Raw genomic sequence first — 15,445 nt, 5'->3', positions numbered from 1 at the left:
TTTGGTTAAACGCCGTACGGAATCCAGACGTTTTTTACCTGGCTGGCGTGCTGCAGCACGGCGCGGCCGCAGGCCTGCTTGGCATCGAACCAGTCGCGGCCCTTGCCGCCGCCGACCCAGGTGCGCTTCAGCGTTTCCGCGGACAGACGCTCGACCTCGGCGCAGCCTTCCGCCGAACCGTCGTGGCGCCACACCGCGTCCACGTCGCCGTGGGTCGCCAGGGTGCGCGCCAGCTCGTCGGCCGAACCGGTGACGATGTTCAGCGCGCCGCCCGGCAGGTCCGAGGTATCCAGCACCTGGTACAGGTCGGTGGCCGACAGCGGGTAGGCTTCCGACGGCACGGCGACCACGCGGTTGCCCAGCGCCAGCGCCGGAGCGACCAGCGAGATGAAGCCCAGCAGCGGGTTCTCGTTCGGGCAGATCACGCCGATCACGCCGACCGGCTCGTTCAGCGCGACGGTAATGCCGTGCATCGGCGGCTGGTGCGCCAGGCCGTCGTACTTGTCGGCCCAGGCCGCCCAGTAGAACAGGCGCTCGATCGAGGCCTGCACTTCGCGGGCTGCGTCCTTCGCACCGGTCTGCGCGGCGATGCGCTGGGCGAATTCGTCGGCGCGGATCGCCAGGTTCTCGGCGATGTAGTACAGCACCTGGGCGCGGTTGTGCGCGGTGGCCTTGGTCCAGCCGGACGCCTTGTGCGCCGCTTCGACGGCGTTGCGGATGTCCTTGCGGCTGCCCTCGCCGACGTCGGCCAGGAAGGCGCCGTTGGCGCCGGCGATGGCGCGGCTGTAGGCGCCGTCCGGGCGGGCCTGCTTGCCGCCGATGTAGAGCTTGGCGGTGCGGTCGACGGCGAACGGGCTGTCGCCCTCTGCGGCTTTCACTTTGCCTTTTTCGGCGATGACCGGCGCCGCCGGGCGTGCGTCTTCCGACAGGTGGGTCAGGTATTCGTACATGCCCTCCTTGCCGCCCTCGCGGCCGAAGCCCGATTCGCGGTAGCCGCCGAAGCCGCAGGCCGCGTCGAACTGGTTGGCGGTGTTGATCCAGACCACGCCGGCCTTGATCTGCGGCGCCACGTCCAGCGCCAGCGAGATCGATTCCGACCACACGCAGGCGGCCAGGCCATACACGGTGTTATTCGCCAGCTGGACCGCCTCGCCCGGGGTGCGGAAGCTCATCGCCACCAGCACCGGTCCGAAGATCTCGGTCTGGGCGACCGAGGCCGAGGTCGAGGCGCCGGTGATCAGGGTCGGCAGGTACCAGGAGCCGGCTTGTGGCGCTTCGCAGGCCGGCTGCCAGATCTCGCAACCCTCGGCACGGGCGGCTTCGACCAGGCCGTGGATGCGCTGCTGCTGCACCGGGTCGACCAGGGCGCCGATGTCGTTCGATTTATCCAGCGGCGAGCCGACGCGCAGGTTCTGCATGCGCGCTTTCACTTTCGCGATGAAGCGGTCGTAGACCGACTCCTGCACCAGCAGGCGCGAGCCCGCGCAGCACACCTGCCCCTGGTTGAACCAGATCGAGTCGACCAGGCCTTCGACGGCGGCGTCGAGGTCGGCGTCGTCGAACACGATGAAGGGCGACTTGCCGCCCAGTTCCAGCGACAGCTTCTTGCCGCTGCCCGCGGTAGCCTTGCGGATGATGCGGCCGACTTCGGTCGAGCCGGTGAAGGCCAGCTTGTCGATGCCCGGGTGGTTGACGATGGCTTCGCCGACGCGGCCGTCGCCGGTGACGATGTTGACCACGCCGGCCGGCATGCCGGCCTGCTGGCAGATCTCGGCGAACAGCAGCGCGGTGAGCGAGGTGTACTCGGCCGGCTTGAAGACGACGGTGTTACCGGCGGCCAGGGCCGGAGCGATTTTCCACGCCAGCATCAAGAGCGGGAAGTTCCACGGCACGATCTGGCCGACCACGCCGACGGCGCGGTAGTCGGCGAATTCCTCGGCCTGCAGCGCGGCCCAGCCGGCGTGGTGGTAGAAGTGGCGGGCGGCCAGCGGCAAATCGGCATCGCGGGTTTCGCGGATGGTCTTGCCGTTGTCCAGGGTTTCCAGCACCGCGAACAGGCGGGCGTGCTTTTGCAGCAGGCGCGCCAGCGCGTACATCACCTTCGCGCGGCCATGGCCGCCGAGGGCGACCCAGCCCGGCTGGGCGCGGCGTGCGGCCGCGACGGCGCGCTCGACGTCGTCAGCGGTGGCTTGCGTGACCTGCGCCAGTTCCGAGCCGTCGGCCGGGTTGTTCGATGCAAAAGTGTCGGCAGCCTCGGTCCAGTCGTTGTCGATGAAGAGGCCGAAACGGCGTCCATGCCCGTCCAGCCACGCGTGCGCTTCTTTGGTGGTTTCAGGAGCGGGGCCGTAATCCATAGTTTGCAGAATCTCTTTAATTGTTGGCATGACGAATCCGTTCGGTGTTTAAGGTTGCGCGTGGCGGTGGGCTGCCGAGTAGGCGCCGGTGACGTAGTGTTCGAGCTGGCGCTCGATGTCGGTCAGCAGGCTCGACGCGCCGATGCGGAACAGGTGCGGCTGCAGCCACTCGTTGCCCAGCTCTTCCTTCATCACGGTCAGGTATTGCAGGGCCGACTTCGCGGTGGAGACACCGCCGGCCGGCTTGTAGCCGACCATGAAGCCGGTCTGCTCGTAGTATTCGCGGATCGCGCGCACCATCACCAGCGACACGGGAATGGTGGCGTTCACGCCTTCCTTGCCGGTCGAGGTCTTGATGAAGTCGGCGCCGGCCATCATGCAGACCCACGAGGCCTTCGCCACGTTGTCCAGGGTGACCAGGTCGCCGGTGGCGAGAATCGCCTTCACATGCGCCTCGCCGCAGGCCTGGCGGTAGGCCAGCATTTCGTCGTACAGGGCTTGCCAGTTGCCGGTCAGGACGTGCTGGCGGGTGATGACGATGTCGATCTCGGTGGCGCCGGCGGCGACCGACAGTTCGATCTCGCGCAGCTTGGTTTCCATGCTCGACAGGCCGGCCGGGAAGGCGGTCGACACGGCGGCGATCGGCAGGCGGCCCTGGATGATCTTCGCGGCCGGCTGGATCATCTCGTGGTACACGCAGACCGCGCCGGTCTGCAGCGTTTCCAGGCCCAGTGCCTGCATCAGGTCGGCGCGCAACGGGCGCATCGCCTTGCGGCACAGGCGCTCGACGCGGCCCGGGGTGTCGTCGCCGGACAGCGTGGTCAGGTCCATGCACTCGATGGCGCGGACCAGCCAGGCGGCCTGGTATTCCTTCTTCACCGTGCGGCGGTTCGCCAGGCTGGCGGCGCGGCGGTCGGCCGCGTTGCGGTTCACCTTCAGGCTGTTGACCCAGCCGAGGTCGAGGCCGACGGCGGTGTTACGTTTGAAGTCCAGGTTCTGGGTCATAGCAGTGCGGTTCCGTTCGAGAGGGGTTTGACGCCGAGGTGTTTCGCCAGGGTGGCGCCGATATCGGAGAAGGTCGATGCCGTCGGGAGTTCCTGCGGCGCGACATTCGGGCCGAAGAAGATCATCGGGATGTGTTCGCGGGTGTGGTCCGAGCCCGGCGCGGTCGGGTCGCAGCCGTGGTCGGCGGTGATCACGACCAGGTCGCCATCCTTCAGCTTCGCCATGAACTCGGGCAGGCGCGCATCCAGCTCGTGCAGCGCGTTCGAATAACCGGCGACGTCGCGGCGGTGGCCGAAGTGCATGTCGAAGTCGACGAAGTTCACGAAGGTGAGCGACTTTTCCGGTGCGTCGTCGGCCACTTCGAGCAGGCGGTCGAACAGCGCCATGTTGTCCGGGCCCTTGACCAGGCGGGTCACGCCCTGGCCGGCGAAGATGTCGCTGATCTTACCCAGGGCGATGACGTCGCCTCCCGCGTCCTTCACGTGGTCGAGCAGGGTCGGCGCAGTGGGCGGCACGGCGTAGTCGTGGCGGTTCGCGGTGCGCTTGTAGTCGCCGTTCGAACCGGTGAACGGACGCGCGATCACGCGGCCGATGTTGTAGGGCTTGACCAGCTCGTAGGCCGCTTCGCAGACCGCGTACAGGCGCTCCAGGCCGAAGTGCTCTTCGTGCGCGGCGATTTGCAGTACAGAGTCAGCCGAGGTGTAGAGGATCGGCTTGCCGCTGGCGACGTGCTCGTCGCCCAGCTCGTTGATGATGGTGGTGCCGGAAGCGTGGCAGTTGCCGAGCCAGCCCGGCACGCCGGTCAGCTCTTGCAGTTTATCCGTGAGTTCTTGCGGGAAGGACGGCACGGTCTTCGGGAAGTAGCCCCAGTCGAACAGCACCGGCACGCCGGCGATCTCCCAGTGGCCGCTCTGCGTGTCCTTGCCGGTCGACTGCTCGCGCGCGGCGCCCCAGGCGCCGGTGAAGCCGTCGCGCTGGCCGAAGCCGGCGGCCCACTCGCCGCTGGCCTTGTGCGCGGCAGCGGCCAGGCCCAGGCGCTCGAGGTTCGGCAGCGCCATCGGCGTGCCCTCTTGCGCGGCCCAGGCGGCGATGTGGCCGAAGGTGTTGGCGCCCGTGTCGCCGTATTTGTCGGCGTCGGGCAGCGCGCCCAGGCCGAAGGAGTCAAGCAGGAGGATGAATGCGCGTGACATAGGATCGCTCGTGTTCGTGAATTAGTTGGCGGCCGAACGCGGCACCGAGGCCAGGCGCTCGACGAAGGAGTGGATCAGGGTGACCAGGTCCTTGGCGGCGACGGCCGCGTACTTCAGGGTCTGCTCGTGCGACAGCGGGAACGGGGTCAGGCCTTCGGCCAGGTTGGTGATGGCCGAGACGCCGACCACCTTCAGGCCGCAGTGGCGGGCCGAGATCACTTCCGGCACCACCGACATGCCGACCACGTCGGCGCCCAGGGTCTTGAAGGCGCGGATTTCGGCGGCGGTCTCGAAGTTCGGGCCAGGCGCTGCCAGGTAGACGCCCTCATGCAGCGTGATGGACTTGGCGGCGGCGGTTTCCTTCACCAGCGCGCGCAGGTCGGCGTCGTAGGCATTGGCCATGCTGAAGAAGCGCGGGCCGAAGCGGTCGTCGTTCGGGCCGGCCATCGGGCTGCCCGGCAGCAGGTTGATGTGGTCGGTCAGGACCACGACGCTGCCGGCGTCCACTTCGGCGCGCAGGGAACCCGCGGCATTCGTCACCAGCAGCATCTCGCAGCCGAGCAGCTTGAAGGTGCGCACGGCCGAGGTCATCACCTGCGCGCCATAGCCTTCGTAGAAGTGGCCGCGGCCCTTCATGCACACCACCGGCACGCCGGCCAGGGTACCCAGCACCAGTTCGCCCGCGTGGCCATGCACGGTGCTGATCGGGAAGCCCGGCAGGTCGGCATAGCTGATCGAGACGGCATCAAACATCTGCTCGGCCAGCACGCCGAGGCCGGAGCCGAGGATCATCGCGACGCGCGGTTCGAAGCCCGGCTTGCGGGCGCGGATGACGTCGGCGGCTTCGAATGGGGTATTGCTGGACATGGTATTCCTTCGTATGAAACTGGTAGCGGGGAGAGGCTGTCGTACGGACCTGGGATGCGGGGAAGCGGCCCGGCGCCGCTGCGGCGAGGGCGCGATCAAGCCAAAACTGTTCTAACTATGCATTATCCCGGATATGTATGGCAAATACCATTTTTCTTCAGCATTTATATGAGCCGAAAATAAATCCCGACAGGGGTCGCTGATGAGTGTTGGCTTGGAGATACAATTTGCGCAACACGACAAATGGTTTGATGCGGCATTGACTGCACCCAAACATTTGTCTAGTATTCTCCAACATTTGTTTAGAAATGCCGACCGTGACTGAACTCTCGAAGAAAGAACAGTTGTACGAACTGATCCGCGCCAATCCCTTCATTGCGCAGCAGGATCTTGCCGCCGAACTCGGCCTGTCGCGCTCGGCCGTGGCCGGCTACATCGCCACCCTGGTGCGCGAACGCCGCCTGCTCGGGCGCGCCTACGTGCTGCCGGACAACCGGCCGATCCTGTGCGTGGGCGCGGCCAACCTCGACCGCAAGCTGCGCGCCGAGGGCGCGCTGGCGATGGGCACCTCGAACCCGGCCAGCGGCGCCGAGTCGTTCGGCGGCGTGGCGCGCAACATCGCCGAGAACCTGGCGCGCATGGGCGCGGCGGTGTCCCTGGTCACGGCGGTCGGCAGCGATTCGTCCGGACGCGCCCTGCTCGCCCATGCCGAGAGCCTCGGCATCGACGTGCGCGGCTGCCTGCGGCTCGACGACGCCGGCAGCGGCACCTATACCGCGGTGCTCGACGCCGAAGGCCAGATGGTGGTCGCCCTGGCCGACATGGCTTTATACGACCGCATTACCCCCGCCTTCCTGGACACCCGCCAGCAGCAGCGCGCCAATGCCTCGCTGATCGTGGCCGACCTGAACCTGCCCCTGGAATCCATCGCCGCCCTGCAGCGCGACGCCGCCCGCGACAGCGTGGCGCTGATCGTGGTGGCGGTGTCGGAACCGAAGATGAACCGCCTGCCCGACTCGCTGGCCGGCATCCGCCTGCTGATCCTGAACGAAGGCGAACTGGCGGCGCGGCTCGGCCGCAGCGTGAGCGGCGACGCCGAACTGGCGGCCGCCTGCCGCGAACTGCAGGCGCAAGGCGCCGAGGACGTGGTCGTCACGCTGGGCGCGCGCGGCGTGCTGTTCACCGTGCCGGGCGGCGGCGCCGAGCGCCTCGACGCGCCGCCGGCCGAGGTGGTCGACGTCACCGGCGCCGGCGACGCCTTTGCCGCCGCGGTCGTGCTGTCGCTGCACAGCGGCGGCGCCGACCTGGCACTGGCCTGCCGCCGCGGCCTGCACCTGTCGGCCATGACGATCGAGTGCCGCCAGACGGTCTGCCCGCAGCTGGCGCCGGACACCTTCGGCGCCCTCATTCACCAATAAGGTAGTAAAACCATGCAATCCTTCCTGCTGTTCTCTCCCGAAGTCATGGCCGCGCGCAACGCCGGCCTGCCTGTCGTCGCCCTCGAGTCGACCATCATCTCGCACGGCATGCCCTACCCGCAGAACGTGCAGACAGCGCGCGAAGTCGAGCAGATCATCCGCGACGCCGGCGCGGTGCCGGCCACCATCGCCATCATCGACGGCAAGATCTGCGTCGGCCTGAACGACGAACAGCTGGAACGCCTCGGCACCGCCCAGGACGCGATCAAGGTCAGCCGCCGCGACCTGGCCTACGTGCTGTCGCAGAACCTGCTGGGCGCGACCACCGTCGCCGCGACCATGATCTGCGCCGAACTGGCCGGCATCGAAGTCTTCGTCACCGGCGGCATCGGCGGCGTGCACCGCGGCGCCGAGACCAGCTTCGACATCTCGGCCGACCTGCAGGAGCTGGCTGGCACCAACGTCGCCGTGGTCTGCGCCGGCGTCAAGTCCATCCTCGACATCGGCCTGACCCTGGAATACCTGGAAACCCAGGGCGTGCCGGTGGTGAGCGTCGGCCAGCCGGGCTTCCCGGCCTTTTTCACGCGCGAATCGGGCTTCAAGGCCGACTTCCAGCTCGACGCGCCGGAAGACCAGGCGGCCTTCATCCGCACCAAGTGGCAGCTCGGCCTGGACGGCGGCGTGGTGGTCAGCAACCCGGTCCCGGCGGAATCGGCGATGCCGAAGGAAGAAATCGACCGCATCACCGAACAGGCATTGAAGGAAGCCGCTGCCCAGGGCGTCACAGGCAAGGCGGTCACGCCTTTCCTCCTGGCGCGCATCAAGGAGCTGACCGAAGGGCGCAGCCTGGTCACCAACATCGCGCTGGTCAAGCACAACGCCCTGGTCGGCGCGCGCCTGGCCGTCGCCCTGAACGGCAACGCCTGATCCGCCAAGCCCCATGTCGATCGACCTGAAACAACTGAAGTACTTCCTCGCCGTGGCCGAGGAAAAAAGCTTCAGCCGCGCCGCCGAGCGCCTGCATATCTCGCAGCCGCCGCTGTCCCAGCAGATCATGAAGCTGGAATCCGAGCTCGGGGTGCGCCTGTTCGCGCGCACCACGCGCAGCTTCGAGCTGACCATGGCCGGCAAGGCGCTGATGCAGGAAGCGACCGAACTGCTGGGCCGGATGCGCATGACGATCGACACCATCCGCCAGATCGACCGCGGCGAAGTCGGCCGCCTGCGCGTGGGCATCGTCGGCTCGGCGATGTGGGGGCCGATCCCGAGCCTGCTGGAGCGCTTCCAGACCGAGTTCCCGCGCGTGACCTGGACCCTGCACGAGCTGGGACCGGACCAGCAGCTGGAAGCCCTGCGTTCGAAGCAGATCGACGTCGGCTTCTGGCGCGAGCCGCGCATGGACGAGGAGGAACTGAAGCAATCGAACCTGCGCCAGGACCTGTGCTTCCGCGAGAACTTCTGCGTGGCCGTGCACAAGGACCACCCGCTGGCGCGCCAGGACGCGATCGAACTGACCGACATTGCCAACGAGCCGATGCTGACCCTGCACCTGAACCAGTCGGCCGAACCGCGCTACCTGATCCAGTGCTGCGTGAACGCGGGCTTCCAGCCGGCGATCTTCCAGGAAGCGGCCGAGCCCCAGACCCTGCTGGCGATGGTCGGCGCCCGGCTCGGCGTGGCCTTGATGCCGCAGACCACCAGCCGCATCGGTTGGCCGGGCGTCGCCTTCCTCCCGATCCGCACCAACCCGCCCTCGGCCAACCTGTACATCGCCACCACCAGCCAGGACGACGCGCCGGTGGTGCGCGCCTTCCTCAAGATCCTGAATCCCGACGGATGATCGCAGGGTGGGCGCGGCCGGCGTAGGCAGGTGTGCCCAGGCGTTCTTTGGTGCGCGCGCCTATCCGAAACCTGCGTGCTCACGCGCTCCCGGCGCTCAATGTGTCGCCCCGCCGGCCAGGTGCGCGTCGCCCCCTCCCTTCACCGCCACCTCGACCGCCACCCGCAGTCCCTCGATGATCTCCTCGAGCGCCATCGACGGCGCATCGTCAAAGGCCGCGGCCTGCTCCGGCAGGTAGGGCACGTGGATGAAGCCGCCGCGCACGGCACTGCCGTCGATGCGGTGCATCAGGCCGTAGAACACGTGGTTGCAGACAAACGTGCCGGCAGTCTGCGACACCGAGGCGCGCAGCCCGCGTTCGCGCATCGCGCCGACGATGGCCTTGATCGGCAGGGTCGCGAAGTAGGCCGCCGGGCCGTCCGGGACGATGGTCGCGTCGACCGGTTGCTGGCGGTCGTTGTCGAGGATCGGCGCGTCGTCGAGGTTGATCGCCACGCGCTCGACGGTGAGGTCGGCGCGGCCGCCGGCCTGGCCCACCGCGATCACCACGTCCGGCTTGATCTCGTCGATGGCGCCGGCCAGCACCCGGTTGGCGAAGCCGAACACGCAGGGCAGTTGCAGCACCTCGACCAGGAAGTCGTCGCCGCGCCAGCCCTTGAGGGCGCGCACCGCCTCCCAGGCCGGGTTGACGCTCGCACCGTTGAATGGCTCGAAGCCGGTCAGCAGGACAGTCTTTTTCATCGCTATCGATTCATCAGGAAGTAGAGGAGGACGATGTTCGCCGCCAGCAGCGGCAGCGCGGTCGGAATCTGCGCCTTGATCACCGCGTTCTTGTCGGGCAGCTCGAGCAGGGCCGCCGGCACGATATTAAAGTTGGCAGCCATCGGCGTCATTAATGTGCCGCAATACGCGCTGAACATGCCGATGGCAGCCATGATCGCCGGATCCGCCCCATAGACTTTCACCAGCACCGGCACGCCGATGCCGCCGGCGATCACCGGGAAGGCCGCGAAGCCGTTGCCCATGATGACGGTGAACAGCGCCATGGCGATGCAGTACAGGGCGACGGCGGCCAGGCGCGAGTCGACGTCGAACCAGCTGGTGCTCACATGCGCCACGGCCTTGCCGACGCCCGCTTCCGCAAACAGCAGGCCCAGCACGGCCAGCATGTGCGGCAGCGTCACCGCCCAGCTCATGGCGTCGACCAGGCGGCGCGCCTCGCGCACGCCCTGCACCGGGCTGGCGCGCGTCAGCCAGCAGGCCGCGCCCACGGCCAGCAGCGCGCCGCAGCCGAGGCTGGCCAGGGTCAGGTGGGCCTGGTCGAACAGAAGATAATCGCCGATGCGCGCGTCCTTCAGCAGCGTGGCGCCGAGCACCGTGACGACCGGGATCACCAGCGCCGGCAGGAACAGTTTGTTGCCCAGGCGCGCGGCGCTGGCGCGGCGCTCGGACTCGGGCAGCGTGCCGTGGCGTCCCTGGCGCACCAGGCCGCAGCCGGCCAGCAGCGCCATCGCCAGCATGACCGCGCCGGCCAGGGCGGCGGGAATGTGGTCGCCGGCCAGGTACACGAAGGCGTACAGGCCCCAGAACAGCGCACTGGTAAAGCGGCGCGGATGATCGCGGTCAAGCAGGGTCAGCAGCGCGACCACGCCCAGCAGCAAGCCGACCAGCACGTACAGGAAGTCGAGCGAGAAGATCACTTGCCCTCCCCTTCGCGCAAGATCGCGGCGTCCAGGCGGCGCAGGTTCCAGCTATGGATGACGAAGGCGCAGACCGCGGTCGGGATGCCCCACAGCGCCATGCGCAACGGATCGACCTCGATGCCCTCGGCGCGCAGGATGGTCTGCATCAGCACGATGGCGCCGAAGGCGACGAAGATGTCCTCGCCGAAGAACAGGCCGACGTTGTCGGTGGCCGCCGCCATCGCGCGGATGCGGTAGCGCAGCTTGTCGGAGAGCGTGCCGTTGCGCGCTTCGGCCGCGCCTTCGGCCAGGGGCGCGATTAGCGGGCGCACCATCGAGGGCTGGCCACCCAGGCTGGTGAGACCGGCGGCGGCCGAGGTCTCGCGCAGGAACAGGTAGACGATCAGGAGCCGCCCGGCGGTGGCCGACCGGATCTTCGCGATGCTGGCCATCGCATGCTCCTTCAGGCCGAAGCGTTCGAGCAGGCCGACCGCGGCCAGCGGCAGCAGCAGGACGAGGGGCAGGTTGCGGGTCTTGACGAAGGCGGTGCCGAGCGACTCGAGCACATGCATGAAGGGCATGGCGGCGGCCAGGCCGGTGACGCCGCAGGCGGCGACCACGACCAGGACGGGATTGGCGCGCAGCAGGAAGCCGGCGGCGATGACGGCCACGCCCAGCAGCGGCCACAGGTTGACAGCGGTTTGCAATACGGTCTCCGGCTCGGCGCGCCCGGCAACACCTGGGCGCCCTTGTTATTTATTAGCCGGAAAGTGTAACCGAAGGCAGTTTGCGTTAGGGAAGCACTGATTTATTCTGGCGCGCAGGAATCGGACACGAAAAATGTGGCCGGCAAGGCGTAAACCGGAGCGATACCGGGGTATCGCGAGGATTTACAACGCAGCAGGACGCATTTTCTCGTGGTCGAGACCGCCGCCATGAATAAATCAGTGCTTCCTTAGCGACACCGCCGGGCGCCCTGCTTACTCAGGCCGCATCGGATCGGCCGCCAGCTCACCGATGACGGTATGCCAGCGGCGCACGTGGAAGGCGCGCACCAGGCCGTGGGTGACGTAGGGGTCTCTTGCCGCGAACAGCTGCGGCACCTGCGCGCTGTCGCACTGGAACAGCAGCATCGCGCGGTCGGTGGGTGTGTCGAGGGCGCCGGCCAGCACCATCTCGCCGCGCTCCTGCGCTTCCCAGGCCAGGCGCAGGTGTTCGTTACGGAACTCGGCGCGGCGTTCGAGGTAGTCGGGAGCGAGATCGTAGATGAGCAGGTAATGCACGTGGACTCCTGTGGGACGGCGAGGGATATGGGATAGTACCCCAGGAGCGGGGCGAACGCGTGTCACCGCGCACGCTTGATCGTGCTCATGCCCGTCGTGATCCCAGCAATTAACCTCGATCCGGTCAAGAACGACTCGGGAGCTGCCATGGCCCTTACTTTTCTTTCGCGCCTGCTGCGCCATCCGGCGCTGCGCCTCGGCGCGCTCGTGGTGTCCGTCGTGCTGTCCGTCGCGCTGGCCGGCTGCAGCGGCGGCGTCGCATTCGGCTTCGGCTACGTCGACTACGACGACGACTACTACCACGACCACCCCGACAAGCCGCATCCCCCGGGCAATGGCGCGCCGCCTGCCGATCCCGGCATCTTCCTGATCGCCGGCGGCCTGTGTCCGACCTGCGCCGGCTCGCTCGACGGCGCCGGCTCCGCCGCCCGTTTCGACGCGCCCGAAGGCATCGTGCTCGGGCCCGACGGTAATTTGTACGTGGCGGAACGGGGCGGCGCCACCATCCGCAAGGTGTCGCAGCAGGGCGTGGCCGTGACCCTGGCCGGCAGCGCCGGAACGCCCGGCAGCGCAGATGGCGCCGGGAGCGCCGCCCGCTTCAACGAGCCGACCCGGCTCGAAGTCGACATCGACAACAACCTGTACGTGACCGACACCGGCAACTCGACGATCCGGGAAGTGAGCGCCGGCGGCGCCGTCACCACCCTCGCCGGCCGCGCCGGCGAATGCGGCAGCGTCGACGGCAACGCCGGCAACGCGCGCTTCTGCAAGCCGCAGGGCATCACGCTCGACCGCAACGGCAACCTGTATGTCGCCGACACCATGAACCACACGATCCGCCGCATCGACCGCGCCAACAACGTCACCACCATCGCCGGCGTGGCCGGCGCCTGCGGCAGCGCGGACGGCCGCGGCGCCCAGGCGCGCTTCTGCGAACCGCAGGACATCCGGGTCGACCACGACGGCACCCTGTACGTGGCCGACACCGCCAACTCGACCATCCGCGCCATCTCGCCCGCCGGCGACGTGCGCACCATCGCCGGCGCGGCCGGGCAATGCGGCAGCGCCGACGGCCGCGGCACGAACGCCCGCTTCTGCCGCCAGGCGGCGCTGGCGATCGACGGCGCCGGCAACCTGTTCGTGGCCGATACCGGCAACGGCACCATCCGCCGCGTCGGCAGCTCGGGCGAAGTCCACACCGTCGTCGGCGTGGCCGGCACGCAGAACGTCGTGCTGGGGCCCTTGCCTGGCAGCCTGAACATGCCACGCGGTATCACGGTGCTGGCCGCAGGCAGCCTGGCGGCGACTTCGCAAAACATGGTCCTGCGCCTGGTGCCGCGTTAGCCACCTGGTGCTGCGCGGGCAGGGCGAGTACCTCCCTCCTCATCCGGCCACCGCTGTTGCGCAGAACATACTGCGCCGCCAACTCGGCCATATGCTGCAATGCATTGCGACATGGCGCACAGAAGTCTGCGCACGGCCGAGATAAACTGCCTCCATGAACACTTCGAAAAAAATGGCGGCAGGGATGGCGGGTTTCGCCAGCGTGTTGTGGCTGGGGCTGACCGCCGCGGTGGCGGCGAACCAGCGCCGGCTGGTGTTCAACCCGACCATCGTTCCCGAAGTGACCAGCCCGCGTAGCGCCGGCCACCGCACCCGCCCGATCGTCCTGCGCGCGCGCGACGGTACCCGCCTGTGCGGCTGGCTGATGACGCCGCGCGTGCCCGGTCCCCGTCCGGCCGTGCTGTACTTCGGCGGCCGTTCCGAAGAAGTGTCCTGGGTCGTGCGCGACGCCGGCAACCTGTTCCCGAACATGACCGTGCTGGCGATGAACTACCGCGGCTACGGCAATTCGCACGGCGACCCGGCCGAAATCCACATGATCGACGACGGCTGCACCCTGTTCGACTGGCTCGCCGCGCTGGGTCAGGTCGATGCACGGCGCATCGCCGTGGTCGGCCGCAGCCTGGGCTCGGGCGTCGCGGTGCAGGTGGCCAAGGAACGCGCCGCGCACTCGGTGGTCCTGATCACGCCCTACGATTCGATCCTGGCGATTGCCAAGCGCAAGTTCCGCGCGATGCCGATCGAGTACATGCTGCGCCACCGCTTCGAGTCGATCAAGCATGCGCCGTCGCTGAAGGTGCCGACCTATGTCCTGCGCGCCGAGAGCGACGACATCGTGCCCCACTCGCATACCGACCAGCTGTGCGAGAAGCTGGCCAACCTGATCGCCGACGACGTCGTGCCGGGCTCCGACCACCTGAACATCCCCTACCTCGAAGCGACCCAGGCGCGCATCGCCGGTTTCCTGGGCGAGCGCTTCAGCCAGCCCTTGGCGGCCCCGCAGATCATCGAAACTGTGGCTTGATGGAAAAAAATGCCGAATGTTGTCGGCATTTATATTTCCCTCGAATAAATTGCCAAGTAAAATCGTATTTGTCATGCATCCATGGGCTGATGCATATTTGACAGGTTGAGCTGCGACGGTCTCCGCTACCCGGCGCCACGCAGCGCATGGCCGGCCTGTCCCTCCCTGACTGTTGCGATACCGCGACATCCGCGCATGCAAAAGACGGCAGGAAAGGTCGCGTTACAAATCGACACCCCATGAAAGCTCGCGGGCTGACACAATCCGCACGGCATCGAAGCGGGTGCGAAACGCACATTGCACTGTGCCCTGCACAGGCAATGCGCGTGTTTATTGATAACACCGATGCCGAGCCTGTGGGCCGCCCCTCCCAACGCAGCCGTTGCGCCGGGTACAATATCGATATTCCAGGAGCCATTTTCATGAAATTCAAGCAACTCAGCGTGACGATTGCAGCACTGTGCATCGCCGGCACGGCAAGCGCAGCCAATCCGAAACTGGGCATCGTCTACGATGCCGGCGGCAAGTTCGACAAGTCGTTCAACCAATCCGCTTTCGAAGGCGCCGAGCGCTTCAAGAAAGAGACGAATATTCCCTACATCGAAGTCCAGGCCAACAGCGATACCCAGGCCGAGCAGGTGATGCGCGGCCTCGCGCGCAAGAAGCTCGACATGATCGCCGCGGTCGGCTTCTCCCAGACCCAGGCCGTGGCCAAGGTCGCCAAGGAATTCCCGAAAGTCAAATTCGTCCTGATCGACTCGATCGCGCCGGGTGCGAACGTCAACTCGATCATGTTCAAGGAGCAGGAAGGCTCCTACCTGGTCGGCGTCGCCGCCGCCATGGCCTCGAAGTCGAAGAAGATCGGCTTCGTCGGCGGCATGGACATCCCGCTGATCCGCGCCTTCTCCTGCGGCTACAACCAGGGCGCCAAGGCCCAGCAGCCGAAGATCGAGATCATGTCGAACATGGTGGGCACCACCGCCGCGGCCTGGAACGACCCGGCCAAGGGCGGCGAGCTGGCGCGCCAGCAATTCGACCGCGGCGCCGACGTCGTGTTCGCCGTCGCCGGCGGCTCGGGCATGGGCGCGCTGCAGATGGCCAAGGAAAAAGGCAAGCTGGCCATCGGCGTCGACTCGAACCAGAACTACCTCCACCCGGGCAACATGCTGACCTCGATGGTCAAGCGCGTCGACGTCGCGATCTACGACTCGTTCATGCAGGTCAAGAACGGCACCTGGAAGGGCGGCGTCACCTACAAGGGCCTGAAGGAAGGCGGCGTCGACTGGGTGCTGGACAAGGACAACCGCAAGGTCGTCACCCCGGAAATCGAAAAGCGCGTCAATGGCGTGAAGGCCGACATCATCAACGGCAAGATCAAGGTCATCGACTACCGCGCCGGCAGCAGCTGCCCGGTCTGATTTTTTATTTTCTTCAAGAG

General features: G+C 67.3%; 14 protein-coding genes. 6 read left to right on the top strand and 8 right to left on the bottom strand.

Translation table 11 applies throughout. The annotated features are described in order from the left end of the window. Positions 1–5 precede the first annotated feature (5 nt). The 4 genes from ACFOPH_RS23610 to xapA are packed head-to-tail and all read right to left on the bottom strand — an operon-like array spanning position 6 to position 5,416. Positions 6–2,384 (bottom strand): aldehyde dehydrogenase family protein, encoded by a 2,379-nt coding sequence (locus ACFOPH_RS23610; protein ID WP_379737549.1) that lies wholly within the window; start codon positions 2,382–2,384, stop codon positions 6–8. An 18-nt stretch (positions 2,385–2,402) separates the two neighbouring features. Beyond that, complete coding sequence (gene deoC, locus ACFOPH_RS23605; protein ID WP_312549449.1) at positions 2,403–3,359, bottom strand: deoxyribose-phosphate aldolase; 957 nt, start codon at positions 3,357–3,359, stop codon at positions 2,403–2,405. Then, positions 3,356–4,549, bottom strand: coding sequence for a phosphopentomutase (locus ACFOPH_RS23600; RefSeq protein WP_379737547.1), 1,194 nt, complete (start codon positions 4,547–4,549; stop codon positions 3,356–3,358). Before ACFOPH_RS23600 ends, deoC begins: the two co-directional genes overlap by 4 nt. Before the next feature lie 21 nt (positions 4,550–4,570). Then, a complete protein-coding gene (xapA, locus tag ACFOPH_RS23595; protein WP_379737545.1) occupies positions 4,571–5,416 on the bottom strand; it encodes a xanthosine phosphorylase in 846 nt (281 codons plus the stop codon). A gap of 308 nt (positions 5,417–5,724) precedes the next feature. On the opposite strand from xapA, the gene ACFOPH_RS23590 reads away from it, so the two are divergent. The 3 genes from ACFOPH_RS23590 to ACFOPH_RS23580 are packed head-to-tail and all read left to right on the top strand — an operon-like array spanning position 5,725 to position 8,674. Beyond that, a complete protein-coding gene (locus ACFOPH_RS23590; protein ID WP_379737543.1) occupies positions 5,725–6,834 on the top strand; it encodes a carbohydrate kinase in 1,110 nt (369 codons plus the stop codon). Positions 6,835–6,846: 12 nt separating this feature from the next. Then, a complete protein-coding gene (locus ACFOPH_RS23585) occupies positions 6,847–7,761 on the top strand; it encodes a pseudouridine-5'-phosphate glycosidase (protein ID WP_312553206.1) in 915 nt (304 codons plus the stop codon). Between the two features lie 13 nt (positions 7,762–7,774). Then, a complete protein-coding gene (locus ACFOPH_RS23580) occupies positions 7,775–8,674 on the top strand; it encodes a LysR family transcriptional regulator (RefSeq protein ID WP_312553204.1) in 900 nt (299 codons plus the stop codon). Between the two features lie 96 nt (positions 8,675–8,770). Here the strand turns inward: ACFOPH_RS23580 and pcp are convergent, their stop codons facing one another. The 4 genes from pcp to ACFOPH_RS23560 all read right to left on the bottom strand — a co-directional run bounded on the left by pcp (position 8,771) and on the right by ACFOPH_RS23560 (position 11,639). Further along, positions 8,771–9,415, bottom strand: a complete 645-nt coding sequence (gene pcp, locus ACFOPH_RS23575) for a pyroglutamyl-peptidase I (protein ID WP_312553203.1) — start codon at positions 9,413–9,415, stop codon at positions 8,771–8,773. Between the two features lie 2 nt (positions 9,416–9,417). Next, positions 9,418–10,374 carry a DUF979 domain-containing protein gene (locus tag ACFOPH_RS23570; protein ID WP_379737540.1) on the bottom strand — a complete coding sequence of 319 codons (957 nt, stop codon included), beginning with the start codon at positions 10,372–10,374 and terminating at the stop codon, positions 9,418–9,420. Beyond that, the gene (locus ACFOPH_RS23565) at positions 10,371–11,063 is read right to left on the bottom strand and encodes a DUF969 domain-containing protein (RefSeq protein ID WP_312553200.1); all 693 of its coding nucleotides are present in this window, start codon (positions 11,061–11,063) and stop codon (positions 10,371–10,373) included. Before ACFOPH_RS23565 ends, ACFOPH_RS23570 begins: the two co-directional genes overlap by 4 nt. Positions 11,064–11,336: 273 nt before the next feature. Continuing rightward, positions 11,337–11,639 carry a YciI-like protein gene (locus ACFOPH_RS23560; RefSeq protein ID WP_312553197.1) on the bottom strand — a complete coding sequence of 101 codons (303 nt, stop codon included), beginning with the start codon at positions 11,637–11,639 and terminating at the stop codon, positions 11,337–11,339. Between the two features lie 147 nt (positions 11,640–11,786). Here ACFOPH_RS23560 and ACFOPH_RS23555 point away from each other — a divergent pair, with 147 nt between their 5' ends. From ACFOPH_RS23555 to ACFOPH_RS23545, 3 genes are all read left to right on the top strand, one after another. After that, entirely contained in the window at positions 11,787–12,983 is a 1,197-nt protein-coding gene (locus tag ACFOPH_RS23555; RefSeq protein WP_379737538.1) for an NHL domain-containing protein, read from the top strand. Positions 12,984–13,137: 154 nt separating this feature from the next. Further along, a complete protein-coding gene (locus tag ACFOPH_RS23550; protein WP_312549094.1) occupies positions 13,138–14,007 on the top strand; it encodes an alpha/beta hydrolase in 870 nt (289 codons plus the stop codon). 422 nt (positions 14,008–14,429) lie between these two features. Continuing rightward, positions 14,430–15,425 carry a BMP family lipoprotein gene (locus ACFOPH_RS23545; RefSeq protein ID WP_312549093.1) on the top strand — a complete coding sequence of 332 codons (996 nt, stop codon included), beginning with the start codon at positions 14,430–14,432 and terminating at the stop codon, positions 15,423–15,425. The last annotated feature ends 20 nt before the right edge of the window (positions 15,426–15,445 follow it).

Origin of the sequence: Massilia haematophila, assembly GCF_042647645.1 — a bacterium.
In the GTDB taxonomy this organism is placed as follows: Bacteria; Pseudomonadota; Gammaproteobacteria; order Burkholderiales; family Burkholderiaceae_D; genus Telluria; species Telluria haematophila.
The sequence above is the reverse complement of the archived record's forward strand: the minus strand, read 5'-3'. Positions and strand labels throughout refer to the sequence as shown.

Excerpts from the sequence above, each read along its gene's own strand:
- ACFOPH_RS23610 (WP_379737549.1), bottom strand. The coding sequence starts at position 2,384 with ATGCCAACAATTAAAGAGATTCTGCAAACTATGGATTACGGCCCCGCT.
- deoC (WP_312549449.1), bottom strand. The coding sequence starts at position 3,359 with ATGACCCAGAACCTGGACTTCAAACGTAACACCGCCGTCGGCCTCGAC.
- xapA (WP_379737545.1), bottom strand. The coding sequence starts at position 5,416 with ATGTCCAGCAATACCCCATTCGAAGCCGCCGACGTCATCCGCGCCCGC.
- ACFOPH_RS23580 (WP_312553204.1), top strand. The coding sequence starts at position 7,775 with ATGTCGATCGACCTGAAACAACTGAAGTACTTCCTCGCCGTGGCCGAG.
- ACFOPH_RS23545 (WP_312549093.1), top strand. The coding sequence starts at position 14,430 with ATGAAATTCAAGCAACTCAGCGTGACGATTGCAGCACTGTGCATCGCC.
- ACFOPH_RS23600 (WP_379737547.1), bottom strand. The coding sequence starts at position 4,549 with ATGTCACGCGCATTCATCCTCCTGCTTGACTCCTTCGGCCTGGGCGCG.
- ACFOPH_RS23585 (WP_312553206.1), top strand. The coding sequence starts at position 6,847 with ATGCAATCCTTCCTGCTGTTCTCTCCCGAAGTCATGGCCGCGCGCAAC.
- ACFOPH_RS23555 (WP_379737538.1), top strand. The coding sequence starts at position 11,787 with ATGGCCCTTACTTTTCTTTCGCGCCTGCTGCGCCATCCGGCGCTGCGC.
- pcp (WP_312553203.1), bottom strand. The coding sequence starts at position 9,415 with ATGAAAAAGACTGTCCTGCTGACCGGCTTCGAGCCATTCAACGGTGCG.
- ACFOPH_RS23590 (WP_379737543.1), top strand. The coding sequence starts at position 5,725 with ATGCCGACCGTGACTGAACTCTCGAAGAAAGAACAGTTGTACGAACTG.
- ACFOPH_RS23550 (WP_312549094.1), top strand. The coding sequence starts at position 13,138 with ATGAACACTTCGAAAAAAATGGCGGCAGGGATGGCGGGTTTCGCCAGC.